13 protein-coding genes are annotated in these 15,441 nt (G+C 38.5%); 2 read left to right on the top strand and 11 right to left on the bottom strand.

The window, feature by feature from the left end; translation table 11 throughout:
- Window positions 1–89: 89 nt before the first annotated feature.
- The gene (gene yfcE / locus HXN26_RS06215; RefSeq protein ID WP_273159641.1) at window positions 90–629 is read right to left on the bottom strand and encodes a phosphodiesterase; all 540 of its coding nucleotides are present in this window, start codon (window positions 627–629) and stop codon (window positions 90–92) included.
- A 131-nt stretch (window positions 630–760) separates the two neighbouring features.
- On the opposite strand from yfcE, the gene HXN26_RS06210 reads away from it, so the two are divergent.
- Window positions 761–1,708 (top strand): tetratricopeptide repeat protein, encoded by a 948-nt coding sequence (locus tag HXN26_RS06210; protein WP_273159639.1) that lies wholly within the window; start codon window positions 761–763, stop codon window positions 1,706–1,708.
- A gap of 42 nt (window positions 1,709–1,750) precedes the next feature.
- Here the strand turns inward: HXN26_RS06210 and dprA are convergent, their stop codons facing one another.
- The 4 genes from dprA to HXN26_RS06190 form a co-directional block, all read right to left on the bottom strand.
- Complete coding sequence (gene dprA / locus HXN26_RS06205; protein ID WP_273159637.1) at window positions 1,751–2,881, bottom strand: DNA-processing protein DprA; 1,131 nt, start codon at window positions 2,879–2,881, stop codon at window positions 1,751–1,753.
- 29 nt (window positions 2,882–2,910) lie between these two features.
- The gene (locus HXN26_RS06200; RefSeq protein WP_273159635.1) at window positions 2,911–3,330 is read right to left on the bottom strand and encodes an acyl-CoA thioesterase; all 420 of its coding nucleotides are present in this window, start codon (window positions 3,328–3,330) and stop codon (window positions 2,911–2,913) included.
- Window positions 3,327–4,637, bottom strand: coding sequence for a DUF2851 family protein (locus tag HXN26_RS06195; RefSeq protein ID WP_273159632.1), 1,311 nt, complete (start codon window positions 4,635–4,637; stop codon window positions 3,327–3,329). The genes HXN26_RS06200 and HXN26_RS06195 overlap by 4 nt, the downstream gene beginning before the upstream one ends.
- A gap of 526 nt (window positions 4,638–5,163) precedes the next feature.
- Entirely contained in the window at window positions 5,164–6,435 is a 1,272-nt protein-coding gene (locus HXN26_RS06190) for a phosphatase PAP2 family protein (protein ID WP_273159630.1), read from the bottom strand.
- A gap of 210 nt (window positions 6,436–6,645) precedes the next feature.
- On the opposite strand from HXN26_RS06190, the gene HXN26_RS06185 reads away from it, so the two are divergent.
- The gene (locus HXN26_RS06185; RefSeq protein WP_273159643.1) at window positions 6,646–7,740 is read left to right on the top strand and encodes a mannose-1-phosphate guanylyltransferase; all 1,095 of its coding nucleotides are present in this window, start codon (window positions 6,646–6,648) and stop codon (window positions 7,738–7,740) included.
- Between the two features lie 167 nt (window positions 7,741–7,907).
- On the opposite strand, the gene HXN26_RS06180 is transcribed toward HXN26_RS06185, so the two are convergent.
- The 6 genes from HXN26_RS06180 to HXN26_RS06155 form a co-directional block, all read right to left on the bottom strand.
- On the bottom strand, window positions 7,908–8,555 hold the full coding sequence (locus HXN26_RS06180) for a beta-carotene 15,15'-monooxygenase (protein ID WP_273159628.1): 648 nt from the start codon (window positions 8,553–8,555) through the stop codon (window positions 7,908–7,910).
- A gap of 84 nt (window positions 8,556–8,639) precedes the next feature.
- A complete protein-coding gene (locus tag HXN26_RS06175) occupies window positions 8,640–9,038 on the bottom strand; it encodes an HIT family protein (protein WP_024999861.1) in 399 nt (132 codons plus the stop codon).
- A gap of 23 nt (window positions 9,039–9,061) precedes the next feature.
- The gene (gene greA, locus HXN26_RS06170; RefSeq protein WP_028905904.1) at window positions 9,062–9,532 is read right to left on the bottom strand and encodes a transcription elongation factor GreA; all 471 of its coding nucleotides are present in this window, start codon (window positions 9,530–9,532) and stop codon (window positions 9,062–9,064) included.
- A gap of 286 nt (window positions 9,533–9,818) precedes the next feature.
- On the bottom strand, window positions 9,819–10,439 hold the full coding sequence (locus HXN26_RS06165; RefSeq protein WP_273159618.1) for a hypothetical protein: 621 nt from the start codon (window positions 10,437–10,439) through the stop codon (window positions 9,819–9,821).
- 769 nt (window positions 10,440–11,208) lie between these two features.
- Window positions 11,209–14,229: a protein translocase subunit SecDF gene (gene secDF / locus HXN26_RS06160; protein ID WP_273159616.1), complete on the bottom strand. Its 3,021-nt coding sequence runs from the start codon at window positions 14,227–14,229 to the stop codon at window positions 11,209–11,211.
- A gap of 106 nt (window positions 14,230–14,335) precedes the next feature.
- Window positions 14,336–15,436 carry an endonuclease/exonuclease/phosphatase family protein gene (locus HXN26_RS06155; protein WP_024999865.1) on the bottom strand — a complete coding sequence of 367 codons (1,101 nt, stop codon included), beginning with the start codon at window positions 15,434–15,436 and terminating at the stop codon, window positions 14,336–14,338.
- Window positions 15,437–15,441: the final 5 nt, after the last annotated feature.

Here is a 15,441-nt window from a genome sequence, read left to right as displayed (position 1 = left end):
AGACAAGGTAAAGGAAGAATAAAAAGAGGATGTATCAATTTTGACACACCCTCTTCGTCTTCATTATGATCACAATAAAAAACGTTTCGTTACAGCGTATATTGCTTTAAGACCTTTCCTTCCATATCGTAGACTGTAAAAGTTCCCCCTTCATACGTCATGAAGGTGGCTACATTGCCTCCCTTTGGAAATGTTATGGAACCCGTATTGCAAATGAGTGTGCCTGCTTGAGGGGTGATTTCCCACAGGTGTGTATGTCCATAGACAACAGCATCGAAATGTCCTTGTGGCATCTTCTCCTTATTATATACGTGTCCATGTGTAAGGAACAGCTTCTTTCCCTCGTCTACTAACAATAGATAATCACCAAGAACAGGGAAGTGAAGCAGCATTTGATCGACCTCGCCATCGCAGTTTCCACGAATAGCAACAATATTCTTAGCACGCTCATTCAGCATTTCTACAATGCCTTTGGGGTCGAGTCCCTCTGGAATAGAGTTACGCGGACCATAGTTTAATATATCTCCCAATATGCAAAGCATATCGCATTGCTGCTCGTCGTAGAACTTTAACACTGTTTCTAAGGCAGGACGGCAGCCATGAATATCCGATACCAATAAATATTTCATACGTTTTATTTTGCCGACAAAGATACTATCTTTAATTCATAATTACTGTTTTTTATGCCTGGAATTATGTTTCGTAAATATTTTTTGCTATCTTTGTCATATCTAAACAATATGTAGAAAGGAGTAATACTATGGAAGTGAAAGACGTATTTGAACTAAGAAAACAGGGCAAAATAGAGGAAGCGTACAACGCTATCCGTCCTATGTATGCGTCACATAAGGGACATTACACCACGATAGCTATGTTTTGGGTGGGCGTAGACATTATGAAGCTACGTTATCAGCAGCGCTGCTTGGAGGAAGCATACAAGATATTCCAAAGCTTAATGCGCCTTTATCCAACCATGGACGATAGTTCTTTGCGTGGGCAAGCTACTCTTTTGCGTGCCGCTATGTTTGTTTACGACCATAGTACAACCTTCTCTATTCTCGATTTTGTATCTAATTGGGGTGTCATAGGGAAGCTAACGGACGACGATTGGCTGATGACAGAGAGCAACGGCCACCCTGTTCAGTCGTTAGGAATGCGTGTTGTAGACAAAGTATTTAAGGAATTGGAGAGCAAACCAACTGTTGAAATGGCGCTAAAGGCCGCCCCTATTCTTGCCGAAGCGCTAAAACACAGCCCTTATAACCTTAATAACCAACGTCATAAAGCTACGATTTACACGATAATGGGGAAGCGTGAAAAGGCCATTAACATCTATCGGCACTTACTAAAAAGGCACCACAAGTCGTATCTTTACCAAGATTTGGCAGAGTTAATAACCGAAAAGCAACTTAAAATAGCCCTACTGACACGGGCAATAGCCACACAACGAGAAGAAAAATACCGCCAAAGGCTGCGCTTTAAGGTTGCTAACCTTTTGTTTAACACCGATAAACCGCATGCAAAATACGAGTTAGAGAAGTGTATTGCAGCCCGAAAAGCAGCGAAATACTCTATTACTTGGGAGATGCAGAACCTATCTGCCAGCTTAGAAGAGGTGGTTGCTGCTAGCGAGATAGACCAAAAGGCTTTCTATCAGGCACAGGCTGAAGTGGTGGAAAACTATGTTCGAATGGTGGGAATGCCTTAATTTATCCCCCTTTACAAATTATTCCGTTCTTCAAAAGTAGTTTTAATATTCTAACAAATGGTAGCAACCACCTGCTACTGTCCTCACTATTCCTTTCATTTCGAGTTCGAAAAGCAAGGCCATAAGGCGGGCCATCGGCAGATTAGTTTGTACGGAAAGCATGTTAATTTGCAGGTCATTCTGCTTTTGTAGTGCTTTTACTATCGTTTGTTCGTCGTCGTTTAGATCGGGAAAAAGCGAACGTTCGATACCTCTTTGTTGTGCTTTTTCAAGTTTTATATCGTTGTCCCAGTTCATTGCCTTCACAAAATCGTAAGCCGAAGTAACCAGACTTGCACCATTATCGCGTATCAAATTGTTGCAACCCTCGCTATATTCCGCTCCAATAGGGCCTGGAAAGGCAAACACTTCCCTGCTATAGCTGTGCGCTATGCTACATGTTATGAGCCCTCCGCCCTTGTTTGCCGATTCAATAAGCAAGGTTGCGTCGGCACAACCAGCCACGATGCGGTTGCGTTGTACGAAGTTTTTAGGTACAGGCTGTGTCTTTATGGGGTATTCGGTAAGGATTCCACCACCTTGTTCGCACATTTCTCTTGCCGTTTCTGTATGCATTCGTGGATAGATGGTGTCTAATCCATGTGCCACAACACCCACAGTATCTAATCCATAGGCTATACTTTCACGATGCGCACAGATGTCTACGCCATACGCAAGGCCGCTTATAATAAGTGCATCGGGACAGATTGACTTCAGTTCACGTATGAAAACACGAATCAAATCACGCCCATACTGAGTGCAATTACGTGTGCCTATGATGTTCAACGTGCGTTGTTTGTTCAGATTAGCATTACCACGCTTGTACAGAACCAATGGTGCATCGGCACATTCGCGCATGCGTTGCGGATAGTTATCGTCGTTATAGCAAAGCACTTCTATGCCATGTTGCTCGTCGTACTGTAGTTCGTGTTCGGCAAAAGACAACATATTGTCAATGCTTTTCAGCCCGTCTACAAGATGTTGTGATGCATCTGGCAATAGGTCGCGTATGTTGTTTCGATGTTCGTAAACCGCTGTTGCCGAACCAGCTTTTTGGTACAGTTCGAGCAAGGCAGGCAGATTAAATCCACTTGTGCGCGTTAATGCAATGGCGTAGAGGTGTTCTTGTTTCATGGTTTCTGTTTGTTTTTATTCCTATACCTCTACTCTTGTTCCAAGAAAGGTGCGAAAGCCTCGTTGTATTCCTTGCTTTCTCCCAACTTTCCATTTATCAATATAACGAGCGTAACATCGGCGTGGAAGCACAAACGTTCGTCGCTTGCTCGGTAAATATCGTGTGAAAAGATGTAACGAATGCCATCTTTTCTAAGTGCTAATCGCGATATGAACTCGTCGTCGCAGGTCAACGGTGTTTTATACTCTAAGTTCATGCGTGCCACAACAGGGTCGATGCCCTGCTCGTGCAACTTTGAAAAGCTAACACCAAGCGACAAAATAAAGCGGTGTCGTGTATGTTCTGTGTAATGCAAGTAGTTAGCATTGTTCACAATACCTTGAATATCGCACTCATAGTCGCGCACCTCCATACGGGTTTCGTATATGTATTTCGTGTTCTTTCTCATTGTTCTTGTTTCTTTTGCTTTAAGTATTCGTATCCAATTCGGCAACGTAAGCATTCCTTACGGTCGCAATAATCTTTCTTTAATTGTATCAACGCTTGCGAATCGCCAGCTGTTTCCACTGTAAGTCCCACCTCTTTCCACATTCTTACAATGTGATTGTTCTCTGCTTTCAAAGCTTCCAAGAATGCAAAAGCACGATCGCAGAGTTTTTCAGACATTCTATATCGGCCATAAGCGAATAGGATTGGCACAACCGTATTGATAATAATAAGTTCTAACGATGCCTTTGATAGGTTTTTATTCGACTGCTTGCTGTCGTTGCCACCGAAGGTATAGTGTGTTTCCCAATAGGGGGTTACCTTTGTTTGCAACAATTCTTCCACCTCTTTTATGGTCGTACAGTCTAACAGTTCGCCCAACCCCGATTGTCGATTATAGTAGAGTTGCGCCAACTGTGCGATGCGAATGTATGGAAAATTTTGCGGTCGCAACCTTAGGAAGCGCCATTGTTGTGCGTCCATAGGCGTGAGCGAGAACTTGTGTGCTAAGTATTTGTATTCGCTTTGTAGGTGCTGAAAGTATTCATCGGCAATGGCTTTGTCGCGGTGTTGCTTAGGTAATGTATCAACATTCAGCAATCCTGCCTGTCCCATAAAGATTGTTTCAATCTGGAAAAGGTCGTTGCGGTGATGAGCCACAGCTTGAAACGGAATGGCCTTTGCCCATTGTTCGAAAGCATCGCCATTTATTCCGAAGCCAAAGTTGCGTGCCAGCGATACAAAGTAGGCAACTTCCCAATTGCCATCGCAGGCTTTCAGCCGTTCTGTTATAGCTATTGTGCGTTGTTCCAATCGTTCAGTTTGCAATGCACTCAGCCACGAATGAATCATTAGTTTCGATAGTTCGGGCACTATTTTATAGCATGGTGGATAGGCATCGGCGGTGAGTAATTCTGCGTAATGTTGCTTTACTGATTCGGGAACAGGTAGTACAAGCTGTGGCGGAGTATCGCCATTCTGTTTCGTTACAGTCATGTCGGCATGCTCCACCACATGCAATACAACATTGTTATAATGGGCATCGGTGTCGTGTCCATGCGTAAACCAATCGGAAGACTTATCGTGTATCTCCACATTACCCACCCAAAGCGTTCCGTTTATCTTTACTTTTGCATTGAAAAAGTCGGGTCCTGCATTACTATTGGGCAGCCCTGCATCTATCACTTCTACCGATTGACCATCTGTAGTAGCGAGTTGTGCCAGCGGAAATAGTTTGTGTTTCCACACATAGTGGATAAGTTTTTCCATAGTTGGTAATGCTTTATGAGGACAAAAATACAAAAAATTGTCGGAGAAATAAAGAAGTTTCATTGCTTTTTCCACCATAAACGAAAAAGAATGAGTGCTTTTTCGCTTGCTCCGATTTATTAAAAGAAGTTGGGTTAATAGTGCTTTTAAAGTTTGTATTGTAGGCAAGGAGGAGGCTATAAAAGTGTAAATATTTATTACAAGGAATAATATTGCGTAACCATCTTGTTTTCAACACGTTGAAATAGAGTCTATTTTACATCGCAAAAGAGCCTATTTTGCACGATAAAAGTGCCTGTTTTGCGCTGTAAAATAGGCACTATTGCAACGCAAAACCAATTCAACGACTTTACCCTGCAATTATCTTTACAAAATTAAAGGGATTATTATGATGTGTTACTACTTTTGTTTTAGGGTGTAATGTTACGTGTTTTTCATTATCGGTTCGAGGTTTCTTCAAGATTAAGAAAGCGTTGGACAACCCTCAAAGATGGATTGCGCACACCGTTTCGCTGCACTATTGTGCCTAAAAAGTTATGAGAAAGGAAGAACCTAATGCCAATGAATGAACGCAAGTGCGTTCTCCTTTCGCACGATAAGACAGTAGGTCGTAATCTAAAAGAAAGCGAACTCCGTAACGCTGGCGGGCTCTGAATGTTAGCGAAACACCTGTACCGAAACCTATTCCGTGTTGCGAATCAATTAAATAGTTCGTTAGCTGTAGATTCGGATAATATACACGTTCTGCCAAAAGTTTACTTCCAACAAGCCAACGCGCTGATAGCGGATAAGAGAAATAAGCGCCACCGCTTAATTTCCATGTATCGAAAACATTGTTTTCTGCTTTAACTTCGTTTACAATAACCGAAGTACGAGTTACCGAAAATCTTCCACCGGCACCAATATAAGGGTTAAAGAAGTAAGCACCTTCGACTGATGAAGTACAACCAGAGGATACTTTGAACTCCGAATTCTTCCCAATTGGATAGGAAGCTAAGGGCAAACTGATGAGGAAATTAAGACTAAGGAAGGTCGGTTTCTGCATCTTATCGAACGTTTCTTGTACGTTTATCGCGTTCAACCCTCGTTTTTTAAATATCAAATCGGCAAAATAGTAGCCTAATTCCGTAGAAACGATACCTATTCCTGCCCCTGTTAGCACATCACTCAGCCAGTGTTTATTGTTAGCCATACGCATAAGACCTGTTGCAGAGGCTACAGTATAGGCTCCAATGCCCACCCATGGACTTCGAAAGCCATACTCTTTGGCCAACATTGTAGCCGTCATGAAGGCTGTTGCAGTATGTCCTGAGGGGAAAGAGAATCGGTCTGAGCCATCTGGACGCTCTACTTTAGTGGAATATTTCAGCGAATTTACAATACCAGCCATTAGCGCTATCGACATCACATCGGAGATAAGCATTCGTCCCCAGCTACTTCTTCCTTCTACACCGCCTAACTTTAAGCCAACCATAACGGCTGCAGGAAGATACTGAGTATAGTTATCTAAGCTTCTATCAAACTCTGGTAAATAATCGTTTCTTAAACCACGGAAATGCTTATTCTGCCCTTTTACTATAAGACCGTTTACAATAAGCGGCGCACTGGTATATATAATTTTGTGGAAACGAGTGTTGCTAATATGGTCGAGCGTATTTCCTACCTTCTCAAGAACGGAACTTGAATCGGCAATAATGCCTAAACTATCGACCATTCCTCTTGAATATACTTGCTTGATAGTATCATTCAATGAAACGTATGCCTTTGCCTGACAGCAAAAACATACTAATATCATCATTAGCAAAGATACTTTCTTAAAACTATTCATTTCTTCAGTATAACTCGGTAGAAATTCGATCTAACAAACCTATTGGCACTGCAAAGTTATAGTTTTTTTACGAAAATGGGATAAATAAGTAAGAAATATGTTTATTTATAGATTGTATATTTGTAAATTAGAAATTATTTGAATACCTTTGAACTATATCAAATGAAAATCTATACATCTATGGAAAGAATGGATAATAATAGTTACTGCGTAATCTTAGCAGGCGGAAAAGGTAAGAGATTGTGGCCAGTGAGTAGAGAAAAGTATCCTAAGCAGTTTATAGACTTCTTCAGTGAGGGGCGAACACAGCTGCAACAAACTTACGATCGCTTTCTTAATATTGTTCCGAAAGATAATATATTCATTGTAACAAGCTTGTTGTATTACGACATTGTACGTGAACAGCTGCCAGAAGTAGCAGGAAATAACATTATTTCTGAACCTACTTATAGAAACACAGCACCAAGTGTAGCGTGGGCAGCACGTCGTATTTCGAAGCTAAATAGCCGTGCAAATATTATTATATCGCCTTCCGACCAAAGTATAATGAAGCCGGAAGCATTTAAAAATAGTATTGAAGAAGGACTGAACTTTATTGCCACGCACGATTGTTTGCTGGCTTTGGGTGTACAACCTACACGTGCAGAAACAGCATATGGGTATATCCAAAAAGGTAGTGCAAGCACAATGGACGATATATATAAGGTAAAGGCATTTACAGAAAAGCCCGATGCAGAGTTCGCACAAATGTTTGTAGACAGTAATGAATGGCTTTGGAACACGGGAATGTACTTAGGAAACGTAAAGTTTCTAAAGGAAAGTCTGCAGCAAAGTCTTTCTGTTGCACAGATAGACTTCGATGCTTCGTTGCAAGATTTCGATATGGAAGACGAGGAAAAGTTCGCTCAACAGCTCTTTCCTGCGTTCCCAAATATGTCAATAGACTATGGTGTGCTGGAGAAATCTAAGGATGTACATGTGCTGAAATGTGACTTTGGTTGGGTGGATTTGGGCACATGGCATGGTATGTACGAGTCTAAAAGTCGTGGAAAAGACGACAATGTAGTGGCAAGCGGCGATATTTTGTTCGATGAATCGAGCAATAATATCGTTAAACTTCCCGACGGAAAGTTTGCTGTTCTTAACGGACTTGATGGATTTATTGTAGCTGAAAGAGACAATGTGCTACTCATTTGTAAGAAAGAAAATTCTTCGGCTTTGATAAGAAAATATGTAAACGAAGCACAACTGAAGAAGGGCGAAGAATTTATTTAGTTCGAAACGAGCGTTAAAAGAATCTAAGCTCAACTATAATATCGTAAACAAAACGATGCGAATAAACGTTTCTGTCTATTCAATTGGGATAAAAGCTTTTATAATAACATCGGGAATGTGCCATTAACACATTCCCGATGTTATTATATTTACCTTAGATTAACCTTTTATTCCCATTCATGTATTTCCTTCAGACTATCTGCAACATGCCAACCAAAGAGTCCCTTATGCGTGTAAAGCTGATATTTTTGTCCTATTTCATCATTATAATACAAGAAGGTATAATATTTTACGTATGTTTTGTTTTGAGGAAGATAGAGCAAATATTGTTCAATAGCAGCCGGTTGGTGGTAATATTTCTTTATTTTCTTTTCTGCTATGATTGCGACTTGACTTTCTGACTGACTCGAGCCAAAATAAGAATTAGAGAAAAATACAAGAAAGAAAATTATGCCAGCACTAAATAATATGCCGAACCAAGCTTCAAAAGCAAATTGTAAAAAGTAACCAAACTTATTTGTGCTGTTTCTATATTTCTTTATTATTGCAATAATGCAACAACTTGTGCAAATCGCAAGAAGTCCAACCCCTATTAAGTACCAAGAGAGTGGAAAATAGAATGGAAATATAGTGTTTGCGTAATAGACATAGCCTTGATAACAAATAAAAAGCAGTGCATAGAAGATAGCTATAAAAAGTAGAATTGCTCCTATCACAGCTGTCTTAGAATTCCATTTTGATTTTTTGAACAGCTTCCGACTATGCTCATTATCTTTCAACCAGTCTATCCAATTATCATCTTTTATCTCTCTCATAAGTTTCCTTATACCAACAAACGAGGATATACACATTGTATATATACTCGTTTGCTTGTTTATTCTACTTCTTGTAAAATTGGTTTAGTCTATCTCTTGAAAAGCTTTAAAGATTTTAGCAGCAATCTCTGTTTGCTCTTCTACCGACAGTTCAATATGTTTATGGAAGTCTACATCGCCTTCCTTATTGATTGGCAACAAATGAATATGTGCATGGTCTACTTCGAGGCCTAACACGATTTGCGCAACTTTCTTACAAGGGAAAGCAATCTTGATGGCACGGGCAACTTTCTTCGCAAAGAGCTGGAACGCTGCCAAATCTTCGTCTTCCATATCAAAAATGTAGTCAATTTCCTTACGAGGAATTACTAACGTATGTGCTTTTCCAACTGGATTTATATCGAGGAAAGCATAAAACTTATCGTTTTCTGCGCACTTATAGCTTGGTATTTCGCCAGCTGCAATCTTTGAGAATATTGTCATAGCCGTTTTTTTAGTTTTAAACCTTAAAGATTGATAGAGATTTTATCTACTCTCAACTTTATTTTACCACGTGGAATTTCTATTTCTACCTCGTCGCCTACTTTCTTATTGAGCAATCCTTGCGCAATAGGAGTCTTAATAGAAATCTTTCCTTGCTTCAGGTTTGCTTCCGATTCACTAACGATGGTATATTCCATTTTTGAGTTATTACCCAAATTAGTCATTTGTACAGTAGACATAATTTGAACAGCTTCGTTGCTCAAACGCGATGTATCCACAATTTTTGCCTGTGCTATGGTCATCTTCATCTCGGTAATCTTAGCTTCGAGATGTGCCTGTGCTTCTTTTGCTGCATCGTACTCTGAATTTTCGCTTAAATCGCCCTTATCGGCTGCTTCTGCAATTGCTGCCGATGCCTTTGGACGTTCTACTGCTTCTAAACGTTGCAGTTCAGCCACGAGTTTATCGTAGCCATCTTGTGACATGTAAGACATAATCTTTATTTTTTTTGTTTATACGCTTTTCAATATGAATATAAAAAAGACAGAATCCCAACATAGTCTCTATGCTAGAATTCTATAACCGCTTAATTATTATTTCATTAATCTTTTGCAAAGATAGCCCTAATTTCCGACATTTCAAAACAAAGGAGGTTAAAAAATATTAGTACTAAGAAACGAAAGTTTATACTATATGCTTCTTTTTTCTTATTTCTATACACTTTTTTTAACCATTTGTTAGCTTTTAGTGCTTTCTTGAACGTGGGATGATAATAAGAAATTACTTACGTATATTCTTTTGCAGAACCTCGTCAAGCACTTCTAACCCAAAGAAACCTTCATAAATGGTAACCAAGCAATATGATTTTGTTTCGTCTTTCTTCCATTCTACATCCCAATACTTGGCACAGTTGCTTGATGAAATAGGTGTCAAGACATAGCCAAATGCTAACGGAGAAGTAATAGGATTATCTATTTCTGTTACTGAAGCAAGTTCTTTTCTTGTTATCTTTTTGCCTAAATTAGAATTGAGTAAAAAGAAAAACAGAAAGCAAAACCATAAAATAAAAGGTGTACATACCTTTATTAAACATCCTGTATTTTCTCTTTTTGCCTCAGACATTAACTTGTTTACACATACATATACAATTGCTGAACCTGTAAATAAAAATAATCCCAAACCAAGCAGACGGTCGCCAAAAGGAAACATTGTACGTTCATAGCATTCGTAACCTGGAAACATGAGACAAATCATTACAAAGAGTGTAGCTACTGAAACTATTAATTTTATTTGAAATTTTCTCCTTTCAGACTTAGGTTCTTCATAAGGATGTTCTTCATCTAAACGATGTTTATCATCTATCAACCAGTCTGTCCAATTACCGTCTTTTTTCTCTTTCATTTGTTATCTAAATCCTATTCTTTATAGAATAATATTTTCTTAACTATTAAGTTCTACAACATTCTTCAGTTATCATCGATAAAATAATCGCCATAAAGAGAAGATGAACGAACCTATATATAGCGAAACTTCTTTTTCAGGGTTGTAAACATACATTGTACAAAACATATATTATAACACACTGAAATAGATAATTTCTATATTTTTAAGCTCTTCTATTCTATTTATTAGAAATATAAGATGAGCAACTGCAAATGTAGTTATTTACTTTGATATTTCATCAATTTATTATTGCAAATGCTATTATCGAATTTTATTTTTTTTCTTAGAGTATATAGAACGCTTTTTCAGTCATCTTTACACCCTATTTCCTATTTCAACGATGATAATGAAATGATTTTAGTTGCTTTAATTTTTCGTTTTAAACAGCTCTATCATGCAGTATCAATACACTTGGTTCAAATGTCTGATCAAGAAAAATAAGTAGTTTAAGAAAATATAATTATAAAAGAAAAATTTATAATTAAAAATCCGACGAGTTTTTATTATAAAATAAAAAATTATAATTAAAAAATTGTTGGAGTATAATTATAATTTTCTAATCAATAAAATCCAGTCGTTAGAAATGGTTTATTGCTATTAAAATAAAATGGATTTCTTCCATTATTTCTATCAAGAAACAAGCTATATGATAGAAATGAAAGTATAAAAAAAGTGACAGATACTTTTATAAAGCATCTGCCACTTCTATTTTTATATGTATCTGCGTTTATTCTTCCGCAGGAGCGTTCTTCAAACGATTTTCAAGCTTCTTACCCAATACTAAGTAAGCTACTGGAGAAGCAATGAAGATTGAAGACAATGTACCGAAGAATACACCGAGAATCATTGCGAATGCAAAGCTACGAATACTGTCGCCACCAAGAATAAAGATTGAAAGCAACACGATTAACGTAGAGAACGATGTATTGATAGTACGTGTCAATGTTTGATTGATAGAATCGTTGAACAAGGTTTGGTAATCCATCTTCGGATGTAGTTGCATGTTTTCACGAATACGGTCGAACACAACCACTTTATCGTTAATAGAGTAACCAATCACTGTCAAAATAGCACCGATAAATGTCTGGTCGATTTCGAGAGAGAAACCTATCCAACCGTAGCAGACAGAGTAGAAACCTATCACTACTAATGTATCAAGTGCCAACGCAACTACAGAACCTACAGAGAAACCAAGGTTGCGGAAGCGTACCAAGATATAAATGAAGATAAATACCAACGCTAAAGCAACACTTAGAATAGCTCCATGTGTGATATCTTTCGCTACTGAAGGACCTACTTTCGAAGAACTGATAATAGAACCACCCTCACGAATATCTGGATTCTTAAAGCTATCTACATTTGCCTGACTTACGAAACCACCCTTCTTCAATGCATTGTAGAGCACTGTTTCTGCATGATCATCTTCAGCAGGATCGTTAGATTCGATGTTATAGTTGGTAGAAACACGAACGGTGTTACCTTCTGTACCCAATGCAATTACAGTTGTTGTTGCTGGTTTACCTGCATTTTCGCCAATTGTATTTACAAATGCATTGCTCAAAATCTTACGAACGTCCTCAACATGGACTTTCTTGTTCAGGGTGATAACGTAGTTGCGACCACCAGTAAAGTCGATACTCTTGCTCAAACCTCTTACGAAGAAGATGCTAACGAGGAAGAGCACAGCAACAATCGCTGAAAGTGTGAACGTTGTCTTGTAAAGACTCATAAACTTAATGCTTGTATTTTGCATCAAATTCTTGCTGATTGAAGTATAGAACTTCTGGTGCAACCACTTGTCTTTCTTCAAACGATTCTCGTAAACAAGACGTGTTAGGAACACAGCTGTGAAGAATGAGCAAACAATACCAATAATCCAAGTTGTAGCGAAACCACGAATAGGACCTGTACCCGTTACAAGAAGAATTATACCAGTAATGAGTGATGTGAAGTTAGAGTCGAAAATAGCAGAGAATGCATTGCTATAACCAGCTTTTAATGCGTCCTTAATACCTTTTCCAGCTCGCATTTCTTCTTTAATACGTTCATAGATAAGCACGTTTGCATCGACCGCAGTACCAAGCGTAAGCACGATACCGGCAATACCAGGCATAGTAAGTGCAGATTGGAACGAAGCTAAAATACCCAGTGTAAAGAACAAGTTGGCAAGCAAAGCACAGTTAGCCAACATACCAGGAATAAGGTCGTACATTACAACCATGTAAATCATCAAGAGTACGAATGCAATTGCAAACGACCAAAGACCTTGTTGAATAGATTGCGCACCAAGTGTAGGACCAACAACTTCTTCTTGTACAATACGTGCAGGAGCAGGCATACGACCAGACTTCAAAGTATTAGCCAAGTCTTTTGTATCTTCAATAGTAAATGAACCAGAAATAGAAGAACTACCACCAGTAATTTCTGAATTGATGCGTGGTGCTGTATAAACAAGTCCGTCAAGCACAATTGCAACAGCCTTTCCAAGATTAGCTTTTGTAATAGCTGCCCATTGACGAGCACCATCAGAATTCATTGTCATGCTAACTTCAGGACGTCCATATTGGTCGAAGTTATCTTTAGCATCAATAATTACATCACCTTCTAATGGAGCGCGACCATCAGAAGTAGTAACCTTTAAAGCGTGAAGTTCAAATATATTCTTTTGCTGTAAGTGATCAGCAGGTTTTGCACTCCAACGAAGGCGCAAATCACTTGGCAATACTTGTTGTGCCAATTGACTATAAATAATCTTATTAACAGCAGCTGTATCGCGTACACTTGCATAACCTACAACACTTAATGCATCGCCAGGTGTAAGTTGTAAAATAGAAAGCAAAGGATGTTCCTTTCTTGCAGCAGTTAACTGTGCATCGTTACCATTCTTTTCGCCAAGCTTATTGCCCTTCAACGAAAGTTTCGCTGCAGGTTGTTTCTCTACAGTCTGCTTTTCATCAGCAGCATTTGCAGTACTATCTTTTTTAGCCTCAACCTTTGTTTCACCATTTGCCCAACGTTGATCAAGTTGAGATAAATATGGAGCAATTTCTTGATTGTTATATGTTTCCCAGAATTCAAGGTTAGCTGAACCTTGCAACAACTTACGCATACGCTCAGGTTCACGAATACCAGGCATTTCAACCATAAGGCGTCCTTCTTGTCCTTCCAACTTTTGAATATTTGGTTGAACCACACCAAATTGGTCAATACGATTGCGAACTACGTTGTAAGAGTTGTCAATAGAAGCAGTAACTTCTTCACGAAGAGCTTTTTCTACATCTTTGTCCGAACTCTGTGTACTAACTTTTCCCTTCAATTGTTGTGTTGCAAAGATTTCTGCAAGCTTTCTACCAGGTGCATTTTTGTGGAACGCATCAATGAAAAGAGTAATGAAATCGTTTTGACTCGTTGCTTCCTGCTCTTTAGCTTCTTTCATTGACTTGACGTAAGCAGCATCGGTTTTGTGGTCTGCAAGTACATCAACGACATCAGGAACTGAAATTTCGAGGATAACATTCATACCACCTTTTAGGTCAAGACCTAAACCAATCTGTGTCTCCAGACACTTTTGATAAGAATAAATGCCCAAATACTTCACAGAATCTTTATAATCCTGTTGTGCAATTGGGTCTTTAATCTTCGCAGCTTGTCCATCATAGTAGCTTGTTGCCACTGAGAAAGACAAGTAGAAAATGCTTGCGAGCGTCAGCAAGACGGCAACACAAATTACTAATCCTTTGTTTTGCATTTTATTTATTATTTTTAATTATTTCCTTTTTCAGGGACAGATAGTCGTGCAAAGATAGTTATTTTTTCACATTTCGGAAAATTTAAGTGCTTTTATTCGCTTATTTTTAATATTTTGGGCGATATTTTAGCCATGCATATATAGGATAATGGTCGGAAGATGATATTTTGTCATCAACTTTCGCACCATACGCTTCAAAATCATTCGAGCAGAAGATGTTGTCTATTCTCACATACATTCCACTTCGGTTATATGATATTCCGGGCCCATTTCCACTTTTTATATAAGCATCGTCCAAACAATTAGCAATGGTTTTGTGGGCGTAACTAATTGGATTGTCGTTGAAATCGCCACATAATATTACAGGAATCTTCTTGTCTAAATATTTCTTTACGTATGCAGCAACTGCCTCAACCTGAGGTGCTCGTATTATAGCTGCCTCGCCAAGCTTATCAAGTATACGTTCACTTTCTTTCTTTGTGTTATTCCCTCCAAATGGAGAACGCACTATATTCTTATATCCTTGCTTATCCGCTTCGCTCAAATGATTACTTTCGAAATGGTTGTTTACCACCAATACTTCTTGGTTGTTATAATTAATAATGTACGCGTAACTGATATTCCCTTTCGATTTATACTTTATTCGTTCTTTTTTTATAATAGGATAACGACTCAACAGCATCATGTGTTGATATCCTTGTTCGGTCATACTTACAAAATCGTGGTATGGGTAAGTTTTTTCGAGTGTTTTATAAATATAGTCGCGTTGTTTGCCGTAGGCATCTGTTTCTTGCAAACAAACTATATCAGCTTTGCTTTTCACAATATAATCAACAATTGGATTGTGAGCTTCAGATTCAAAATCCCATACAGCAAACATAAAAACATTGTAAGAAAGAACTTTAAGAGACCGCACAGGTGGTTCCTTCTTTATATTAAAAGGTGTGTATTTGCGTATGGGAACATAACAAATAAGTAGTCCTAACACTGGCAACCAAATATTTTTAGGTCGAATTACAATCCACAATACCAAAAATATCAGATTGATTGCCAACACAATGGGGAATCCTAAACCAAAATTTGCCAACCACGGATGATCTACTGGGTGCAGACTATCTACGTTGCCGACCAATAACAGCATGATTATTGCTAAGATATTGGCAGCCAAGACTACCTTATAAATTGTACTTTTTATTTTAGAAGGCATATTCT

Source organism: Prevotella aurantiaca (genome assembly GCF_015262605.1).
Classification (GTDB): Bacteria; Bacteroidota; Bacteroidia; order Bacteroidales; family Bacteroidaceae; genus Prevotella; species Prevotella aurantiaca.
Note: the sequence above shows the minus strand (reverse complement) of the source record. Positions and strands in the feature narration are given on the sequence as shown.

Excerpts from the sequence above, each read along its gene's own strand:
- yfcE (WP_273159641.1), bottom strand. The coding sequence starts at position 629 with ATGAAATATTTATTGGTATCGGATATTCATGGCTGCCGTCCTGCCTTA.
- HXN26_RS06210 (WP_273159639.1), top strand. The coding sequence starts at position 761 with ATGGAAGTGAAAGACGTATTTGAACTAAGAAAACAGGGCAAAATAGAG.
- dprA (WP_273159637.1), bottom strand. The coding sequence starts at position 2,881 with ATGAAACAAGAACACCTCTACGCCATTGCATTAACGCGCACAAGTGGA.
- HXN26_RS06200 (WP_273159635.1), bottom strand. The coding sequence starts at position 3,330 with ATGAGAAAGAACACGAAATACATATACGAAACCCGTATGGAGGTGCGC.
- HXN26_RS06195 (WP_273159632.1), bottom strand. The coding sequence starts at position 4,637 with ATGGAAAAACTTATCCACTATGTGTGGAAACACAAACTATTTCCGCTG.
- HXN26_RS06190 (WP_273159630.1), bottom strand. The coding sequence starts at position 6,435 with ATGATGATATTAGTATGTTTTTGCTGTCAGGCAAAGGCATACGTTTCA.
- HXN26_RS06185 (WP_273159643.1), top strand. The coding sequence starts at position 6,646 with ATGGAAAGAATGGATAATAATAGTTACTGCGTAATCTTAGCAGGCGGA.
- HXN26_RS06180 (WP_273159628.1), bottom strand. The coding sequence starts at position 8,555 with ATGAGAGAGATAAAAGATGATAATTGGATAGACTGGTTGAAAGATAAT.
- HXN26_RS06175 (WP_024999861.1), bottom strand. The coding sequence starts at position 9,038 with ATGACAATATTCTCAAAGATTGCAGCTGGCGAAATACCAAGCTATAAG.
- greA (WP_028905904.1), bottom strand. The coding sequence starts at position 9,532 with ATGTCTTACATGTCACAAGATGGCTACGATAAACTCGTGGCTGAACTG.
- HXN26_RS06165 (WP_273159618.1), bottom strand. The coding sequence starts at position 10,439 with ATGAAAGAGAAAAAAGACGGTAATTGGACAGACTGGTTGATAGATGAT.
- secDF (WP_273159616.1), bottom strand. The coding sequence starts at position 14,229 with ATGCAAAACAAAGGATTAGTAATTTGTGTTGCCGTCTTGCTGACGCTC.
- HXN26_RS06155 (WP_024999865.1), bottom strand. The coding sequence starts at position 15,436 with ATGCCTTCTAAAATAAAAAGTACAATTTATAAGGTAGTCTTGGCTGCC.